Source organism: Nostoc sp. DSM 114167 (assembly GCF_052692655.1).
Window position 1 is genome coordinate 4384161 of the sequence record NZ_CP195116.1, and the last position, 19573, is coordinate 4403733.

Sequence of the window (19573 nt, forward strand, 5' to 3'; positions counted from 1 at the left end):
GCAAAAGCTGCTACATACACCACTTTTTACAAGTCCATCAGTATTATTTCCGGATTCTTTTGCGATGCTTCCAGCGAATGTGAAATACCATCGCACCAATGGCAAGACAATTACGTGGCTAGTGGGAATCTAGAAGCGCAAAAGGCATCTTCCATATCTTTACTAACCGCTTTTTAGTTACCGATCCCCACTTCCATAAGCGCAAACCGGAATTGCATTCCAATTTATGACAGCTAAAAATGGTTCAAGAAGACAATTAACATCTCGAAAAATGGCTAAAATCTACCTGAATCAGAATAAATGCTTAACTAGATAGTTTGTTGTCTATGTTAATAGCATTCTTTAATTTGCTTTTGCCATTATCCTAATTGGGTTTTCAGCTAGTATTTATGCTTGTAACCAATTATTACTAGTAAATTGTCTCTATCTATGGAGATAAAATCAGATATTTTTGTTTTTGGCAACAGTACTATACTTGTATTAATTGCTTCCCAAAATAAACAGACTTAACAGTGTACCACTATTCCAAAGGCTGTGGAGAAGCATAGGAGCGAGGAGATTGCGCGATCGCGTGTAGACTACTCCCAACACAATGCCCAATGCGGTCAGGGGGAGAATTTCCGATAAGCTGAGATGAGCGATCGCAAACAACAAACTACTGATCAGAATCGATCCCCACACGGGTAAGTAACGAGTTAGAGAGGGTAACAAAAAACCGCGAAATAGGATTTCTTCAAAAAATGGAGCTGCGATCGCCGCTGTGGAGAAAAATATACCAAGTGCGATACCATCTTGGCTTTCCAGGGCTAATTGCAACAGAGGATTACTCCCACCCTGTCCTTGCCATAGCTGCTGATTAATCAAAGATACCACCACAACTACTGGTAAAGCCGTGCAATAACCTCCCAGTCCCCACAAAAACCAGTTATCTTGAAAACGGAAGCGAAACCAGAATTCAGGTAGTGGAAAAAAGCGTTTGAGAGAGAAATACAGTACTAACAGCGCACCTAATGCTACCAAGAAGTAACTAACCAACACAGAAAATGCCTGAAGTCGCACATCCACAATGGGACGCGGAATGGGTAGCACCGATATTACTAAGGGCACAAAAATTTGCCCCATAAAGAAAAAGCCAATGATAAAAACCTGCAAAACCGTTTCACCACCCCAAGGCGTTGACCAAGGGATATCAGCATTTTGAGCTAATAACGAGGCTTTTCCTTTCAACAAGCGTTGAGCAAATAATAAAATCAGCAGTATTAGACCAATTAAAGCTGCCAAGGTGGGAATAGTGCCAATAACTGCCAATTTAATCACTGCTTGAGCAGAAGATTCTTGTTGTGCGGCTTTTACTGCTGATAACGCATCTTGTCGTTGCTGGAGTTGGTATAACTTAACCAAAGCAGTAGAGCGAAACCAACCTTCTAAATTCTTTTGAATTGGTTCTTGAGCATTTGGGAGGATACGCGGAGGATTGCTCCACAGTCCAGTCAATACAGCGGCGGTTTCCCCAAACCCTGGATTAATATCTGAGCGTTGTTGTAATTCGCTCCAAGTCTTGAAGGCTGTATCCGTCTGTCCCTGCTGTGCTTGTAAGATTCCCAAGCGCAGGTCTAATTCAGCCAGTAATTTTTGTAATTGCTCAAAAGACTGCTGTAACTGTTGCTGTCCCTGTTTAGAAGTTTTAATAGTGGGAGGAGCGTCCGGTAGAGGTTTCGGAGGTGTGGGAGTTATTTCCGCTTGAGAGCGTAATTGTGCAAGTTTATTGTTAACTTTGTCTAAATTAGCTTGAACTGATTGACGCGCCTCCTGATACTGCTTTGTAGCGCTTTCTAGGGGTTGTTCGCCAAGTATTGCTTCCCGAATCGCCTGGAGTTTGTCATCACCGCTATCTTCTGATTGCCAAGCTTGAGCTTGTAAAGCAATATTTGTTTGGTATAGTTCCAAACGACTTTGAAATTGAGGTTCTTGCCAACTACCGAATAAAGCCGAAACTGCCAACAGAACTGCTATCGGCGTCATCACAAAAAATAAAACCAACCGCTTGAGTGTCATCTATCCCCCTTTGACTAACCAGTGGAGAGCGCGTCCCCCTTGGGAATTATCGCAATAAAAAGTCAGAGGTGGATAGATATCATCAATATTATAAGTTTGCGATGCCTGCGGTAAATGCTCGCCTATGCACCCACGATGTTAAATATACAGTTAATGCGTGCTCCTACAATGCCATTGCATCCCGATACAATGTCAATGCGTGCCCCTACAATGCCATTGCATCCCGATACAATGTTAATGCGTGCCTCTAGAATGCCATTGCATCCCGATACAATGTTAATGCGTGCCCTTACAATGCCATTGCATCCCGATACAATGTTATTGCATCCCCCTGCATTAAAAACGCTACGCTTTTTGGCAAAATTGTACTTAGAGGAATTCAGAATCGAGAAGTTGTTCCATAGTGAAAGGACACTCAAGGGGAAAAGTTTCTATTGGCTTTTGAGTCTCATTTACTGCGTCTCTACGAGCGCGGCGATAATATTTCTGTATCCACTCCCAGTCTTCTAGAAGGCGCTGCAAGCTGGGAGTATCTTCCAAGCAATCTTGAATTTGGTTTCGGCAGTTTGAGATTGTGTTAACCCAACTTTTAGTTTTTCGTGATTGATATTGGCATTTGAGTAAGTGCATTAAAAGCACTTGTAAATAACTTCCAACTTCCTTTTGTTCACTCCGACCCAAAGCCTCTAATTCCTCTACCAAATGTTCAACATCTAATTCAGCCCAGCGTCCTTTCTTCAGACACTCAGCTTGTTGCTGCGTCCACACCAGAAAGTCCTGATTGTAGAGTGTAGTTTTACTCATCAACAGTCACCCCTTTGTTTTCAGCAGCATTTTGCCTATTTTTGCTCAATGCAGTGCTTTACTAGACATTTTACAAACAAAGTAGGGCGAAAGCGCTGACTACAAACCTTTAATTATTTATGCTGTCCTATTTAATCCTCCAAAAGGAATCTAGCAATTACTCCTTTGATTAATTTCAAGTTGTGTATTTTTTAGTACTCAAAATTCAAAAATAATGAAGAGTGAAGAATCAAAATTTTAATCCTTCACTCTACCTCATTGCATATTTCTACGATTCTCTTCCCGATGCCCAAGTGTCACGCCATTTGACAGTACCTTCTTTTGCAATCACCCAGCGGCGATTTACGAGATTTTCGCGTAGAGGCGATCGCCCTTCCCGCCACATGGCATATTTATAAGCTATGAGATTTCCGGCACTCTCATTAAAGGGAATTTCAGCAAACCAAGTATTGGTGTTGATGTACTCTAAGGGATAGGCTTTGCCAATATCCCAGTTACCTAACTCTGGGCAATCTCCTGTCACCACAATGATTTCACCAGGTTTGGTCTCCACACCATTGAGTTGGACGCGGACAATTGTTTGTCCTTTTATCCGTTCGCCAACGTGGCTGAAAACAATCACTCCCCGTTCTTCTAGTACTAGGTCATAAATCTTGCCATCTTTCACTTCATACTTGTTGCGAGTCACCACGCAGGTATGTTCGCCATCGGGCAATTCTGTTTCTACTTCTGGTAAAGTAACTTCTCCTCCCCGATTTAAAGCGACAAAACACACAGAGTCACGATAGCGGCGTACATAGCAGTAAACATCAGCTGTTAAGTATTTTTGCCAGTGGCTACCCATTGAAACGGCTGGATTCAATCGTCGTAAGCCAGACAGCAGCCTGATGCAACGATAAATCTCACTCTCAGTATCCCAATTTTCCATCATTGGGCGGTTATATGGGTCGTTACCGCCATCAGTATCGTTATGCAGATATTGTTCTGTGCCGTAGTAAATGCAGGGAATGCCGCGACAGGTCATAATTAAGGCGATCGCCACCTTCAGCATCGCTGGATCGGGATTCAGCGATTGGAAACGGCACATATCATGGTTATCAATGAAAGTAATTAGCTCTGTTGCCCCCTTGTAGCGATAATCCTGATCGAAAATATATTGAATTGTTTGGAATCCGTTTTCTGAACCTTGCCCTAGTGCAGCTCGAATTGCCACGCACAACCCAAAGTCTAGAAGTGTCATGCCTGAGTGATTGGCAAATTCCACTGAGCGATCGTCACTGGGATTACTATAAATCCATTCACCAAAAATAAATACATCTGGTTTGTGATTGGTCATCTCGCCAGTGAATTCTTGCCAAAACCAAATCGGCATGTGCTTGACAGTATCCACCCGCAGTGCATCCACACCCCGGTCTAGCCATTGTTTAATTGCTGACTTAATATACTGCCGATATTCAGTATTATTTTCATTAAAGGTTGCTAGACCAGCTAGTTCGCAGTTTTGTACTTGCCAATCGTCTTCCCAATTTTGCACTTCGCCATAGTGGTGATACCAATTATTGACATCATTATTGAAATCAGCAATTTTGACACCATCATCATACAATTCACCTTTACTACCGCTAGTATCAGGTGTACTATGGTTGCAGACAATATCTAGCACTAGCTTCATATTGCGCTTGTGCATTTCTGTAATTAACCGATCGAAGGTTGTATTTTTTTCTTCTTGAGTGGCGTTTAAAGAAGGGTTCTCTCCCTCCGCAATGAATCGAGGATTAAGCCGTTTAAAGTCTTTTGTCCAATAACCATGTATCGCTGCATTGCCAACAAATAATTCTTCAACCTGCTCGAACAGGGGAGTTAACCAAAGAGCGGTAACTCCCATATTTTTGAGATAATCTAATTTATCGATGACACCTTGCAAATCGCCACCCCAGTACTTACCCCAATCTTGTCTAGTTGGATCGTACAGTTCTGAGTTTGCACCTTCGCTGTTATCTGGATCGCCATCATAAAAGCGATCGACTACGAGAAAATAAATTGTTTCCTGACGAAATTCAATATCTCTGGTGTAAAGGAACTCTAGAGCAATCTCAATATCTAACTGCGGTTCTTGTATAAGAGCTTCTACATTTTCCTTTGCAGGATCTACTTTATATTGATCCGGTGAAAACTGAGATGGTGGGGTTTGTACCATAAAAAACTCAAAATTTCATCTAATTCACACTTGCAGAACCAACAGTACAACGTTTCGAGTATTGTGTGTCGCTACAAACTTCGGTATTGTGACATCCTGCCTACGGTGTAAGTATCTATCGCTAGCTAGTTTATAATTCTATCGGTAGATATAATTCATTTGCTAGAGGATAAAAATAAAAGAATATAGCGGTTATTAAAGATAATTGCTGGGTTACAAAAATTTACAAGATTTAATTAAACTAACCTGTAGTAAATACTGAGTTTATCTCGTACTTAGGTGTATATTCGAGAAAAGATTTTAGAACACCTCAACTCCTTGGAGATTAGTTGTCAATAAGGTTTAGTTACACCTGAGTAATACTGACTCGACCACTATCAGCCAACTTTTTCTCTAGAAGATTCGCTCCATTGGTAAACTGACCATTGTCACTTTCAATCTGTTATTACTATCAAGGAATTAATTTAGGTAGCAATTATGACTAAATATGACAAGGTTTTTAATTCACCAAAGACATCAGAGGAATCACTAAGTCCAGAGGAAGCGGTGGCGGCGATCGCAACTGTGACTGCGATCGCTGATTCATTTATTGAAGAGGTAGATGCAGAAAGCTTGGCGGGTATCCTCTGGGAATTCGAGGTTTTCGAGGAATACTCAGAAGATGATATTGCAGAAATAGTTGATAGACTCATCTCCATTGCCGAAGAAGAGGGAATTGGGCCTTTGTTTAATGCCGCCAAACTATCTCTCTCAGATGAATTAGTGCTAGATGGTTTTGCCGCTGGGGTAATAGTGCTTTTAGACGATGACCTCGCCATCCCCAAATCGAAACAAATCTACCTGAAAAAGCTACAAGCAGCCTTAGAACTGGAAGATGAAGAAGCAGAGGAAATCATCAAGGAAGTAATTGCAGCTTTTAAAGAAGCAGAAGATGAAGAATATGCAGACGATGAAGATGAGACAGTAGTCATCGAAGATTTTAGCGAACAGACATATCAATCTCCTTTAGGTAATTTTACCGTACCGATTCCGGTCGATCCGCAGCAGGGTGGTAGAATTCAAAGCCAAGAAGGAGTAGTTGGCTTTTCTGATGACATCGGTACTTTACTGAGAATCGATTATTATCCTTTCCCCCTAGAACAGTTAGAGGAATTGGAGTCTGTTGGTCAAGAAGAATATTTACAAACAATTTTAGTAGACAAGTATGTACCCCAAGCGATTTTTGCCAATGTACCAGATGCTTCTGTGGAATATACCGAATATCTGGAAAATACTTTGCGAGGCGCTTACTACGTGTTAATTGATATGCCCAAAGGTTCCACAATTTCTAAGCAAGAAAATAATGGAACTGCAATCAGATTAGATGCGTACCGGGGTTTGCTCACCTTTATCAGTGGTGAATTTTTGTATATAGTTAGTAGTCAGCACAGTTTTATTAATGGTGAAACTCCCGATTCTCTTGAAGAAGAGGCTGAAGACATCAAAGAAAGTATTTTAGAGTTTGTTGAGACTATAGAGTTCACTTAGTAGAGTATTTCATAAAGTAGCGAAGTAAATTTGGCAGGATTCTGCGATATCAATGCATCGGCTGGCATTAGACATCAGAATGGAGAGACGTAGCAGTACTACGTCTCTTCTACAAGAATTCTGGATAACGCATATTTAATTTCACCAGAGTATATTCGCCCTAGCTTCGCTTATGTGATGTACATTTGGAAAGGGCAATGTCTGACGACAAGTTTGGAGAAGACAAGAAGTCTCCGGCTTTGCACTGGGTGTCTACGCTTATAATTTTTCATGACAATAACCCTGCTGAACAATCGCTATCAAGTTATCCAGGTAATCGGCGCTGGTGGGTTTGGCGAAACCTTTCTAGCAGAAGATGTCCACATGCCTTCTCGCCGCCGCTGTGTAATCAAGCAACTAAAACCGATAACCAATAATGACCCGCAAACCTACCAACTTATCCAACAACGGTTTGAACGGGAAGCCGCAACCTTGGAGTATTTGGGTGAAAGTAGTTACCAAATTCCCAAACTCTACGCCTACTTTTCTGAGAATGGACAATTTTATCTCGTCCAAGAATGGATTCACGGTCAAACCCTGACAAAAATTGTCGAAGCCAAAGGATTTGAGAGTGAAACTGCTGTTCGGCAAATTCTTTTGAGTCTGCTTTCAGTTTTAGATTATGTTCACAGTAAAGGCATTATTCACCGGGATATCAAGCCAGATAACATTATTCTGCGTTCTGTTGATAACGCGCCAGTTTTGATTGATTTTGGTGCAGTCAAGGAAACAATCCGTTCAGTGGTGAATTCTCCAGGATACCCCACGCGATCGCTTGTCATTGGTACGCCGGGATATATGCCTAGCGAACAAGCCGTTGGCCGCCCAGTTTATGCCACTGATATCTACAGTTTAGGTTTAACGGCAATTTATCTGCTGACTGGCAAACACCCGCAAGAATTAGTAACCGATCTAAAAACTGGGGAAATACTTTGGCAGCAGCACGCCCCTAAGGTGTCTTCTCAATTGGCCGCGGTACTTAATCAGGCAATTAAACCTCATGCTGGCGATCGCTACAGCACTGCCAGTAAAATGCTATATGCCTTGCAATCTGGTAGTAATATACCTCCTGAGTTAGCTGCAAATACTTCTACAGTTAGTTTTTCTCCCACCGCATCGACTCGGCAAACTCAGCCATTATATTCTCCACAAAATAATTCTACGATTCCAGGGTCTTCCAATCCTAGAAACTGGCAAAAACCTGCTGTGATTGTTGGTAGTTTGTTGATAGGCGGCTTGATTGGTGCAGTAGCAATTCCTAGCATCATTCGTCAGCAACAACCAGAAACAACCATTAGCACAAATCCCACGCCATCGCCAGAATCTTTTCCAACTTCTGCATCTACCGAACCGCCCGTTTCTTCTCAAACGTCTCCAGTTCCAGTTATTCCTAGCTCACCACCACAACGGCCACCAACCTCTAATTCTCCAGTTGTACCCATACCACAGCCAGACAAAGAGCCTGTCACTTTAGATACTCCAGCACCGATAGCAGTATCCACACCACAGCCAGAACCAAAGGATAAGGAAAGCGCAATTCCCAAACCAGAAGTTCGTTCCACACCACAAAACAGCGATCGCTCGCCTAGTAAATTAGCTACCAATAGCCAAAGCGTTCCCGCATTTCCTACAGGTACATCAAGAAGTGACGTAGAAGCTACCCTCGGCAAGCCAAATCAAGATTTAAGAGGCGCATGGGGCAAGACTCGTGCTGTCGTTTACAAACTAGTGCCAAACAAAATTGACCTTGGCTACTTATTCGATCGTAATTCTAAAACGCTACGTCAAACTGAGGTATCTTTTGCTCAATCGGTAGACCCACAAGTAATGGAGACTACCTTAAATGGAATGTTAGCAGGGCAAGCCACTGAAGAAATTAAGCAGGGACTCAAACAGGTACAACAGCGCCAATCTGATAATTTTAGTTTTAAAAATGGCTCAGTCAAGGGTCAAATTATCCGCCAACAATGTGATTTTATTTACATCAGCATTTGGGATGCAGATTTACATGATTTTGTAAATCCATCTACAGCCAAACAGTGTTAACTTTCTGGCAAACACTGTTCTCAAAAGTTAGATTTTTGTATCCTCCAAGACAGACTTAGTATTCAACATAGTGATTCAAAAACTAACTTTATTCAGGTACGATCGAGATAATTTCAGTCTTCCCAAACACAAAAAGCCAATTTTTAGAATTGGTGCATTTGTTTTCTAGATTTTGCAACTAAATCCCTAAAAATCTGTTTTTCCCATTCCCTATTTCCGATTTTCAATTCTTAATCTTCATAAAGTTATAAATACCATTATTAAGTTTTTAATAATACTTGTCTCAGCTTCTACATTCATGTCGTAAATTGCGATCGGAATTGTGTAATCTGAAGACAGCAAAGCTAAATTATTCAATCGAGGTCTGATGACTCCTAAAATCATACGTCAGCTTTGGTCAGTGGTTGAAACCGCCCAAGCCAAGCTCCTCTTACAACTGGATGATGCTAGCTTGGTACAGTGGTTAGTAAAACAAACCGAAACGCAAGTGTTGTTAGATTCTAACGAAACTGATTTTCTTAGCCACTACATTCAATCTCGGCTAGCCCTCATACGCGATCTTGCCCATGAACGCCAATGTTCATGATGCCTACGGCGGTCACTGAGCTTCTTGCCTTGAGTTTCGACTGCGCTCAACTACCGCGAAGCCGAAAGGTGTCGAAGTGCGAGCTACGCCAACGCAAAATCAAGATAAATAGATCGCTCGTCAAGCGTTATTACTGTTGACTATTAGCTTTTGGGGAAAAATAACCTTCTACTAAGCAGTCAGAGCCTACTACACGCCAACGAACACGTTCTAAAGACAACGCCTCAGTCATGGTAGTAAAACCTAAATCGCCCACTGGTGTGGGAGCAATACTACCACCAATGATCTTTGGGGCAATAAATGCCAAAACTTTTTGCACTGCTCCTTGAGCGATCGCACTAGCAGCTAAAGTGCCACCACATTCCCACAGCACGCTACAAAAACCTCGTTCATATAAGTACGCCATTGCCTTATCCGGTGTCAGCGATGCTAATTCCACCACCTCCACACCCTGGTTGAGCAACAGGTCTTGAAAATCGGGGTTAGCACCCTTCTGTGTCAACACCAAAGTTGGAGCATCCGCGGTTTGCCACAGATGGGCACTGGCCGGTAAGTTAAGATGGCGACTCATCACCACTCGTAGGGGATTATGTGCCCCCACCTGATGGCTGGTTAAGTAAGGATTATCTTGTCGGACTGTATTACCGCCGACAATTATGGCATCACAAGCCGCCCGCACTAGATGTACTTCACTGCGGGCTTCTTGACTTGTTACCCAAGCGCTATGACCAGAGGTAGTAGCAATTTTGCCATCTAAAGTCATGGCATATTTTAAAATTCCCAAAGGTCGCTTATAGAGAATGCGATGCACAAAAGCTTCATTTAGCTGACGACAGGCTTCCTCTTCTACTCCAACCAATACTTCAATTCCTGCCGCTCGTAAACGGGCGATGCCACCTCCAGCCACCAGTGGATTGGGGTCAACCATACCCACTACTACTTTTGCCACCCCTGCTTCAATCAATCCTTCCGAACAAGGGGGAGTACGTCCGTAGTGATTGCAAGGTTCGAGTGACACATAGATTGTTGCACCACGCGCGCGATCGCCTGCTTCCCTCAAGGCAAACACTTCTGCATGAGGCTCACCTGCGCGAGGATGAAATCCTTCGCCTACAATTTCGCCATCCTTGACAATCACCGCTCCCACTAGCGGATTTGGCGAAGTCCGCCCTAAAGCGCGACGGGCAAGTTCTAAACACCGCAGCATCATGCGAGAGTCAAAGTCAGTTCCTACCTTTGGCTTCGGTGGTGAATTCGAGCCAGCTGCTGACTCCACTATTGATGTATTTTCCTGAGTGAAATTTGGTAAGGATGCATCTGCTTGAGCGACCACTGGGGAATTATCCATAATTTTAGGCAACACTGTAAATATTCTGCACGCGATCGCGCAGCCTCTCCACAAGAGAATCGCGCTTTGCTCCTGATAATTAAACAGTAATATCTAGGCGCTATTATTGGCTGTCTCAACTTACATGAGTCTGTAATATTCACACTTACAGTTCACTGTAGCTTGAATCCATATTGCCAGAGGTTGCCCAAATTCCATAAAGATTTAGGTTACAGGGTACAAAAGATAATTTTCTTGACTCTCACCTATAACCCTTCTTAACTCCTAACTCTTGTACAGACAAGGGTTAACCCTTGTCTCTACTCCTAGTTTTTGTACAGACAAGGGTTAATCGCGCTTCTAACTTTACTATTGCTCCAATAATTTCATCCGCTGCCACCAAAGATTCAACGGATAATAGACGACAGGCGCCCACAGACTACTCAGAATGGCAGAGGCCAGAGCGACGCGCTGATAATATGTCCAAATATCTGTCACCTTACGCTCATTGCCCAGCAAAGTTAATTGCAACCCAAAGATAGTTTCTGCCAAAACTGCTAAAACAAAGACAATTACAGCAATCGAAATAAAATCTTCTTCGATAAAACGCTGTTTCTGGAGCAGACCAGTTAAAGCCCCGACTATCCCTAAACTGATGGCATGAGTCGGGCTAGGTGATGTCATCGAATCTTGAAGTAGCCCCAGAACTATACCAGCTAATGCTCCGGCAAACACCGTGCGCTTCACACTCCAAGCTACCACCCAAATTAATAACCAGTTAGGGCCAATTCCCAACAATTCCATACCTGGGAATCGGGTTGGTAATAATAGCAAACATAACAGTACAGAACTAGCCGTCACTATCCAACCAAACAACTGACGTATACCCGGATGCCAACGAGCAAGCGGCTGAATTCGGAATTTCGATTTTTGCTGTGACGATTTTGGCTTTTTCTGCCTGCTACCACCAAATGCAGGAATCTTCATTTTTCTATTTTTTCAAAGAATTTACTTAGACTTTTGCGGCACGTGATTTGCCGACTCTTGGTTTTCTGGTTTGGGATAAACAGCTACCCAATCGAGAGAGCGGATTGGCGGAAAAAGCTCAATTTTTGCCACTGATGCTGGGAGTTTCTTTAAATCCAGCGACTTAATTCGTCCTACTGCCAAACCGGAGGGAAATTTCTGACTATAAGTAGATGTGGAAACTAAATCTCCTACTTTGACATTTGGAACTTTTTCATAAAACTCCAATACAGCTTCAGCAGAAGAATCTCCTCGTAAAACGCCTTTAGCTGCTGTGCGGCTAACCGATACACCCACTTGACTCTTGAGGTCACTGATTAACAACACGCGGCTAGTATTGGGAGTTACACTCTCCACCAAACCCACTAATCCGCCTTCTGCCTTGACTACGAAGCCTTCCTGAATCCCCGCATTTGCACCGCGATTCAGCGTTACTTGTTGCCACCACTGGTCAGCACTACGTCCTACCACCCGTGCTGGAATTGGTCGCGATGCCAGCGGCTCTTTTTCCACATAGCCTAATAAATCTTGTAACTTTGTCTTTTGACTTTCCAAATCTACTATACGGGTTTGCAATTCCATTATCCGGGCATCTCTAAGACGTTCTTCTGGAGTTGGCCCTGACTGCAACATCTCTAATGGACGCGTAATTGCCTGGTATGTCTCAAGCACTAGTTCACCTTGAGTCTGTCGCAATATCCAAGCACTACCAACTACTAAAGCTAATAACCCAATTTGCAACCCTTTACGATCCCACCAACGCCGTATTGTCACCATATATACCTGTATGTACTTATATAAATTAAGTTCTACTTGGATTCTATGTATATAGAACCCAAATAGAACTTAAATAGAACTCAAGTCTGATATTTTTTTGTTACATATTGCGAGAGCTTTCGATAACAACTCGTTCCAACTGTTTAAAGTTTTCTAACACACGACCTGTTCCCAGCACAACACAGCTCAAAGGATCGGCAGCAATATGGGTAATAATCCCTGTTTCATGACTAACGAGGGTATCTATGCCTTTGAGCAAAGCACCGCCACCAGCTAACATAATACCTCTGTCAATAATGTCTGCCGCCAGTTCTGGCGGTGTGCGTTCTAGTGTCCGCTTCACAGCTTCGATAATTACTGATAGCGGTTCCATCATACTTTCACGGATTTCCGGCCCTTTGATTGTCACAGTTCGCGGTAGACCAGAAAGTAGGTGTAAGCCTCGAACTTCCATCATCGTGTCATTATCATCATTAGTTGGATAGGCAGAACCCATCCGAATCTTGATTTCCTCGGCAGTACGTTCGCCAATGACTAAATTATGAACTTTCTTAATATACTGAACGATCGCATCAGTCAGTTCATCTCCAGCAATGCGTACTGATTCGCTGATTACCGTACCTTGAAGACTCAGCACTGCAACTTCTGTTGTCCCACCACCAATATCGATGATCATGTTGCCAGTTGCTTCAGCAACAGGTAGTCCTGCACCAATGGCCGCAGCTACAGGTTCATCGATTAAATAGACTTTTCTGGCTCCTGCTTGGTGAGCTGCATCCATCACCGCTCGTCTTTCTACTCCTGTGACACCACTGGGAATACCAATGACAATCCGGGGTAGGATTAGAGATTTACCTTCATTTACACGCTGAATAAAGCTTTTGAGCATCAGCTCGGCGATATCAAAGTCAGCGATTACACCATCCCGCAAAGGACGCAGAGCAATCACATTCCCCGGCGTGCGACCGAGCATTTTTTTGGCTTCTTCTCCTACTGCTAGTGCCACCTTTTCGTTGACATCGATAGCAACTACAGAAGGTTCTTGTAGTACAATACCTTTACCAGATACATAAACCAGGGTGTTTGCAGTACCAAGGTCGATACCCATATCCCATGAAGTGCGAAAGTTCCTAAAAATACCCACGCGTCTGTAAGCCCCCTATGTGCGATACTTCTTGACTACAACGGTAAGAGTTAATCGTGCTTGATTCGATTATGTTTGTATCCTAAGTTGAGTAAATTAGACAATATTTTTATATGATTCCCAGAAATATTTAGTATGTCTCAAGCCGCGTACTTTTTGATATTCTCTGGTTAGATTAGTATATCCGTATATTTTTATGTGTTTCTCCAAATAATGTGTATAAATTTTCAAGTCAATTATATTGTTAACTGTTTAACACATTATTTTCAAGTCTTTCACAATTCGCTATGATGAAAGTCGAAATTGCTAAGTACGTTTGTACTGAAAGGTAACGCACATGAGTATTAATATTGTCACCCTTGTGGGTCGTGTAGGTGGCGACCCTGATATAAAGTATTTTGAGTCTGGTAGTGTGAAGTGTAGATTGACACTCGCGGTAAAAAGGCGATCGCGCAACAGCGATGAACCTGACTGGTTCACGCTGGAGTTATGGGATAAGACGGCTGAGGTAGCAGGTAATTATGTGCGTAAGGGAAGCTTAATCGGCATCAAAGGTTCCTTAAAGTTTGACACATGGAGCGATCGCCAAACAGGAGCAAACCGTTCTACACCAATTATTAGAGTAGACCAACTAGATTTATTAGGCTCTAAGCGTGATGGAGAAGGCGGTACAGGAGATATGTCTTCAGAACATTTTTAATTGGGCATCCCTTCTCTGCGAGACGCTACGCGAACGGCTCCGCCCTTCGACTACGCTCAGGACAAGCTCAGGGCAAGTGGGAATTGATTATTAGTCCTTTGCCTTTACAAATGACAAAGGACAAAGGACTAATGACAAATGACAAATGACAAATGACAAATGACAAATGACTAATAACTAATTTGCAACGTCACCGATGCTTCTACTTGCTGTTCACCACCAACAATCGGGGTGGAAGCATCAGCTGATTTCGCAGCCTCAGCCCGTAAAAACATTGGTGGTGGTGGAGGCGTATTAGCATTATTAACTTGAATGCTGACTATTTCTTTGGATTTAAAACCCAAAGCACTAAAAACGGCATCAGCTTGCTGTCGCGCGTCTTGAGTAGCTTCTTTTAATGCTTGCTTTTGAGCCGCGGCGATCGCTTCATCATTCGCAACAAAACTAATGCCGTTAATTTGTGTTGCACCGGCTTTGACTGCATCATCCAATAATGTCCCAGCTTGTTCAACAGGAATACTAAAACTTACAGTGTTAGTGGCAGCATAGCCTGTAATCCGTTGCACATTATTGGTGTAGCTGTAAACCGGATTGAGACGAATACCGGTAGTTTGTAATTTTTCAACATTTTTGCTCTTGAGAAACGCAACCACCGCCGATGACCTCTGAGCGGCTTCTTGCTGTACCTCTTGAGCTGTTTTCCCTTGAATCTCCACTCCTAAATTGACTTGTGCCAGAGTTGTCGGAATTGTTTCCACTCCGCGACCACTGACACTAAGGGTTCGCCACAATTTATCTTTTTCTTGTGCGAATGCAGGTAGTGCAAAAGTTGCACATACAAGAATTGCTAAAGGCAGTATTTTCCACAAGTTTCCAGACGGAAATTGAGAACCGGGTAAAGCGGCTCTAGTCATCATATTTGCACTCCTCAAAGTATCCACAGATGTTTTAAATAAAGGTATGTAGCAATCTGCTGGTGGTCGTTGAGAGCCAACAGCCACCACAAGTTTTTCACAACTTAAGTGCGATCGCTAAATACGATTTGTATGTTCTTACTTTGACACTGCGATCGTCAAAAGCGGAAATGGTTACATTTTTTGAAACTAAAAAAATTACACTAGTACTGCACAGGGTAAATGAAACGTTTACGCTGTATTCCTTTTGAATTCGGATTGCTTCACCATAGGATGTTTTTCAGAAACGCGTCAGAATCAAAGAGAAGGATTTTCAGAGAACCTAATGCATTTGTTAGAACCAATCAACTTCTCTTTTCCTCTGCTGGCTAGCGCAACACAAGCCGCAGACAGTTCAATGGTAGTAGCAGCAGTGCTACTAAGCTTAGTAGTTATTTATCTCGCCAGCAAAGTTGGTGGAGAGTTATCAAACCAAGTGGGTTTGCCGCCTGTTTTAGGCGAACTCGTTGGCGGTGTGGTAGTTGGCATCTCTGTTTTCCATCTTTTAGTCTTTCCAGAAGGCGGCACAGACAGTTCTAATTCTTTGATTGTGTCCTTTCTTCAAACCACTGCTGGTTTAACGCCTGAAGCTGCTCCAGCGGTGTTTGCAGCCCAGTCCGAGGTCGTTTCCGTTCTGGCAGAATTGGGTGTGATTATTCTGCTGTTTGAAATCGGCTTGGAGTCGAATTTAAAAGATTTAATGGCAGTTGGTATCCAAGCCACTGTCGTTGCAGTCGTGGGGGTAGCAGTACCCTTTGCCGCTGGGACTGTGGGACTGATGACTTTGTTTGGTATTAGCGCTGTACCTGCAATTTTTGCAGGGGCGGCTTTGACTGCTACTAGTATTGGTATTACTTCCAAAGTGCTGTCAGAACTGGGGCGACTCAATTCTAAAGAAGGGCAGATTATTTTGGGTGCTGCTGTAATTGATGACGTACTAGGAATCATCGTTTTAGCGGTAGTTGCCAGTTTAGCTAAAGACGGCGTGGTGGATGTCAGTAAAGTCATTTATTTGATTATCAGCGCCACTGGTTTTATTTTGGGAGCAATCCTACTAGGCAATGTTTTCAATAAGTCCTTTGTAGCGATCGCCGATCAACTCAAAACACGTGGTGGACTAGTAATCCCAGCATTCGTCTTCGCTTTTGCTATGGCATACCTGGCTGCTGTCATCCAGTTAGAAGCAATTTTAGGAGCTTTTGCAGCTGGTTTAGTTCTAGAAGAAACAGATAAGCGTAAAGAACTGCAAAGGCAAGTCTGTCCCATTGCCGATATGTTAGTGCCAATTTTCTTTGTGACTGTTGGCGCAAAAACCGATTTGGGAGTGTTAAACCCAGCAATTCCCGACAATCGTGAAGGTCTAATTATGGCAACTTTCCTGATTACAGTAGCCATTCTCGGTAAAGTAATCACAGGTTTAAGCGTGTTTGGTCAACCGGAAATCAACCGTTTAGCGATCGGTGTGGGGATGATTCCTAGAGGCGAGGTTGGGTTAGTGTTTGCTGGTGTCGGCGCTGCTAGTGGCGCTCTCTCGAAACCATTAGGGGCAGCAATTATTATGATGGTTATCTTGACAACCTTTTTAGCTCCTCCATTGTTACGATTTGTGTTTCCAGATCCAAAAACCGTGGACGGAAATTCAGAGCAACTAATTTTAGACAGTTCCTCTGGGACTTCGTTGGTAATTGAACCACCTCAATCGAGGGTGCCAGCATCAAATGACAGCAGCAATTTGGGAGTAACTCCAGATTCTGGCGATCGTTAATTATTGGGAATGGGGAATGAGGCATTGGGCGTTAGGAGTGCTGTTAGCGATAGCGGGGCGTTTAGCCCGTGCTGAGTTAGGAGTTAGGAGTTAGGAGTTTTGTTTATCTCCTTGTCCCCTCATCTCCCTCATCTCCCCCATCTCCCCCATCTCCCCCTGCTCCCTTGCCCCCCTGCTCCCCTGCTCCTCTCCTCCAATTGTGCAGTGGAAACTTCTATCCTCAAATCTCCGTCCCGTGTGATTGTAGAATAATCATTTGTTTATAATTTCTACCAGCATTCAGAATGTTACTTAATTTCTAGTCTCCCCTAGCTTGTGAGCCTTTATATGAATATTTTCCACATAATTGGGGAGTAACACCCATAAATCTTGCTAGATCGTTTGACAGTAATGGGAATTATTTAATCAGTGCATCGATGGCAGCAAAGAACAAACACTAATCAGTAAACAGCTATCAATTATCAGTTTTGTAGCCTTATTGGGAGTCAGAGTTTTCCACCTGTAAAGGTGGAATGTTTCGCATGGGGATTTAAACTTAATTTGAAACCCGATCGATGATTTTAAGTGTGTCTAAATACTAGTTTAAAAATCAAACAAGGGATTCAGAAGTCAAGTTTAGGTGGTGATAGTGTGATGATGATTTACCAATGAGTTGAGATATTGACGGCTCCCATGAATGTGAATTAGGAGAAAGGACTGTGAAATTACATTGGTTACTAGCCAGCACTATTGGAACTATCTTCATGCTATCGTCGCCAGCAATGGCCGCGAGACTTGAATCTTGGCGCTTTGATGCCAATCAAAACAGGCTGGAAATTAATACTGTGGGAGCAGTTCAACCCCAAGCACAACTAATTTTCAACCCAACTCGGTTGGTAATTGATTTGCCGGGAACTACATTTGGTCGTCCACAGTTAACCCAACAGGTGGGTGGTGGAATTCGCTCAATTCGTGTTGGACAGTTTGATGTAGATACAACACGCATAGTTGTCGAATTGACTCCTGGTTACAGTTTAGATCCGAAACGAGTGAAATTTGTTGGTACAACTGGCGATCGCTGGACGGTGCAATTACCGAAACCAGAAGTCGAAAAAGTAGCTTCATCTCCTAGAAGTGCTTACAGTGTAGTTACCCCAGACTCCGAACGTCAATCTAATATTTCAAGAGTTGCTACTACTACACGAGGGGCAACTCAAATTGAGAGCTTACAGGTAACAGGTGATGGGTTGTTCATTCGTACCAGTGGTGGTAATCCTCCGATTCAGGTAATTCGTAGCCGCGATCGCGCTACCATCTTCGTTGATATTTCTGGTGCATCTTTATCATCACGTCTGATGCAGCAGAGGAATATACCCGTTAACAAATATGGTATTAGCCGCGTCGAATTCACCTCATTGCAAAGCCAACCTCCTAGTGTCCGCCTCACATTGCGGGTAGATAAAAATAGCCCAGATTGGCGAGCAAGTAATAGTAGCGATGGTGGTTTGATAGTTCTACCTAGTCGAGTTGTCAGATTGCCTGGAAGTAATAATTCGGACAATCAGTCAGAAGCCGTTTCCTTTCCCAATAGAGCATCTACCAATAACTCGCCAGCAACAATTGAGTCTGTGCAACTTGCTGATAATGGCAAACAACTGCTAATTAGAGGCAACCAACCTTTATCTGCTACGGGAACCTGGGATAGATCCTTAGGTATTTTCCGCGTCACAATTACCAATGCTAAGTTAGCTCCCAGAGTTATCGGGCCTACTTTTGCTCCCAATAGCCCCATTCTTCGGGTACGTCTCCAACCCCAAGCATCCAATACAGTGGTTGTTTTAGTTCAACCCGCAGGAGGAGTGCAACTTGGGCAACCCCAGCAAATCGGCGAGCAGCTTTTGGTACCAATCCAAGGTTCTCGGCGAGTTGTCACCCTTCCCGGAAGACCACCCTTTGCTTTACCTGGGCTACCACCACCGAACCGCGGGCCATTCCCAGACCCAAACAATCCAAACCCTCGACCCCTAATACAACCACAACGCCGAGTTACCAATGGGCGAGTGGTAGTTATTATTGACCCCGGACATGGTGGTAAAGACTCAGGAGCGCTTGGCATTGGGGGAGCGCGCGAAAAAGATGTGATCTTGCCTATTGGTAAAAGGTTGGGTGAGATTTTGCAGCAACATGGTGTACAAGTGATTCTGACGCGGGATTCTGACTATTTTGTTACTCTTCCGGGACGGGTGCAATTAGCAGAGCGAGCTAATGCTGATGTGTTTGTGAGCATCCACGCTAATTCCGCAGGTGCGAGTCGTCCCGATGTTAATGGCTTGGAAGTCTATTATTACGACAGCGGACTGGATCTAGCTCGTATTGTCCGTAGTAGTATTCTTCAAAGTATTAGTACTATCAAAGACAGGGGAGTGCGGCGAGCCAGATTTTATGTCCTCAGAAAAAGTTCTATGCCTTCCATTCTCGTGGAAACAGGTTATATGACTGGTCGACAGGATATGGCTAGGCTCAGAACTTCAGCTTACCAAAATCAAATGGCAGAAGCGATCGCTCGTGGCGTTCTTCAGTATCTAAAGAGAAGATAAGTAATTTAGTCTAAATTTTTAAATTGTTGAGTAAGTACATCTAATCTTTAC

The 19573-nt window shown here is 43.3% G+C and carries 14 protein-coding genes; 6 read left to right on the forward strand and 8 right to left on the reverse strand.

What is annotated here, in order from left to right:
* Nucleotides 1-480: 480 nt before the first annotated feature.
* From NSTC731_RS18790 to NSTC731_RS18800, 3 genes are all read right to left on the reverse strand, one after another.
* The gene (locus NSTC731_RS18790; protein WP_445626274.1) at nt 481-2055 is read right to left on the reverse strand and encodes a lysostaphin resistance A-like protein; all 1575 of its coding nucleotides are present in this window, start codon (nt 2053-2055) and stop codon (nt 481-483) included.
* A 369-nt stretch (nt 2056-2424) separates the two neighbouring features.
* Nucleotides 2425-2859: a DUF29 domain-containing protein gene (locus tag NSTC731_RS18795; RefSeq protein WP_445626275.1), complete on the reverse strand. Its 435-nt coding sequence runs from the start codon at nt 2857-2859 to the stop codon at nt 2425-2427.
* Nucleotides 2860-3127: 268 nt separating this feature from the next.
* Nucleotides 3128-5056 (reverse strand): alpha-amylase family glycosyl hydrolase, encoded by a 1929-nt coding sequence (locus NSTC731_RS18800; protein ID WP_445626276.1) that lies wholly within the window; start codon nt 5054-5056, stop codon nt 3128-3130.
* A 477-nt stretch (nt 5057-5533) separates the two neighbouring features.
* Here NSTC731_RS18800 and NSTC731_RS18805 point away from each other — a divergent pair, with 477 nt between their 5' ends.
* The 3 genes from NSTC731_RS18805 (at nt 5534) to NSTC731_RS18815 (ending at nt 9254) form a co-directional block, all read left to right on the forward strand.
* The gene (locus tag NSTC731_RS18805) at nt 5534-6583 is read left to right on the forward strand and encodes a hypothetical protein (protein WP_445626277.1); all 1050 of its coding nucleotides are present in this window, start codon (nt 5534-5536) and stop codon (nt 6581-6583) included.
* Between the two features lie 270 nt (nt 6584-6853).
* Entirely contained in the window at nt 6854-8668 is a 1815-nt protein-coding gene (locus NSTC731_RS18810) for a protein kinase domain-containing protein (protein WP_445626278.1), read from the forward strand.
* Between the two features lie 367 nt (nt 8669-9035).
* A complete protein-coding gene (locus NSTC731_RS18815; protein ID WP_445626279.1) occupies nt 9036-9254 on the forward strand; it encodes a hypothetical protein in 219 nt (72 codons plus the stop codon).
* A gap of 130 nt (nt 9255-9384) precedes the next feature.
* Here the strand turns inward: NSTC731_RS18815 and ribD are convergent, their stop codons facing one another.
* The 4 genes from ribD to NSTC731_RS18835 all read right to left on the reverse strand — a co-directional run bounded on the left by ribD (nt 9385) and on the right by NSTC731_RS18835 (nt 13492).
* Nucleotides 9385-10602 (reverse strand): bifunctional diaminohydroxyphosphoribosylaminopyrimidine deaminase/5-amino-6-(5-phosphoribosylamino)uracil reductase RibD, encoded by a 1218-nt coding sequence (ribD, locus tag NSTC731_RS18820; protein ID WP_445632124.1) that lies wholly within the window; start codon nt 10600-10602, stop codon nt 9385-9387.
* 348 nt (nt 10603-10950) lie between these two features.
* Nucleotides 10951-11568, reverse strand: coding sequence for a rod shape-determining protein MreD (gene mreD / locus NSTC731_RS18825; RefSeq protein ID WP_322693628.1), 618 nt, complete (start codon nt 11566-11568; stop codon nt 10951-10953).
* Between the two features lie 21 nt (nt 11569-11589).
* Nucleotides 11590-12384 (reverse strand): rod shape-determining protein MreC, encoded by a 795-nt coding sequence (gene mreC / locus NSTC731_RS18830; protein WP_445626280.1) that lies wholly within the window; start codon nt 12382-12384, stop codon nt 11590-11592.
* A gap of 100 nt (nt 12385-12484) precedes the next feature.
* Entirely contained in the window at nt 12485-13492 is a 1008-nt protein-coding gene (locus NSTC731_RS18835; protein WP_445626281.1) for a rod shape-determining protein, read from the reverse strand.
* Nucleotides 13493-13865: 373 nt separating this feature from the next.
* Here NSTC731_RS18835 and NSTC731_RS18840 point away from each other — a divergent pair, with 373 nt between their 5' ends.
* Entirely contained in the window at nt 13866-14228 is a 363-nt protein-coding gene (locus tag NSTC731_RS18840; protein ID WP_069071395.1) for a single-stranded DNA-binding protein, read from the forward strand.
* A gap of 170 nt (nt 14229-14398) precedes the next feature.
* Here NSTC731_RS18840 and NSTC731_RS18845 read toward each other — a convergent pair whose 3' ends face one another.
* The gene (locus NSTC731_RS18845; RefSeq protein ID WP_445632125.1) at nt 14399-15142 is read right to left on the reverse strand and encodes an SIMPL domain-containing protein; all 744 of its coding nucleotides are present in this window, start codon (nt 15140-15142) and stop codon (nt 14399-14401) included.
* Between the two features lie 325 nt (nt 15143-15467).
* On the opposite strand from NSTC731_RS18845, the gene NSTC731_RS18850 reads away from it, so the two are divergent.
* Entirely contained in the window at nt 15468-16946 is a 1479-nt protein-coding gene (locus NSTC731_RS18850; RefSeq protein WP_445626282.1) for a cation:proton antiporter, read from the forward strand.
* Between the two features lie 698 nt (nt 16947-17644).
* Nucleotides 17645-19522, forward strand: coding sequence for an N-acetylmuramoyl-L-alanine amidase (locus tag NSTC731_RS18855; RefSeq protein ID WP_445626283.1), 1878 nt, complete (start codon nt 17645-17647; stop codon nt 19520-19522).
* Nucleotides 19523-19573 lie beyond the last annotated feature (51 nt).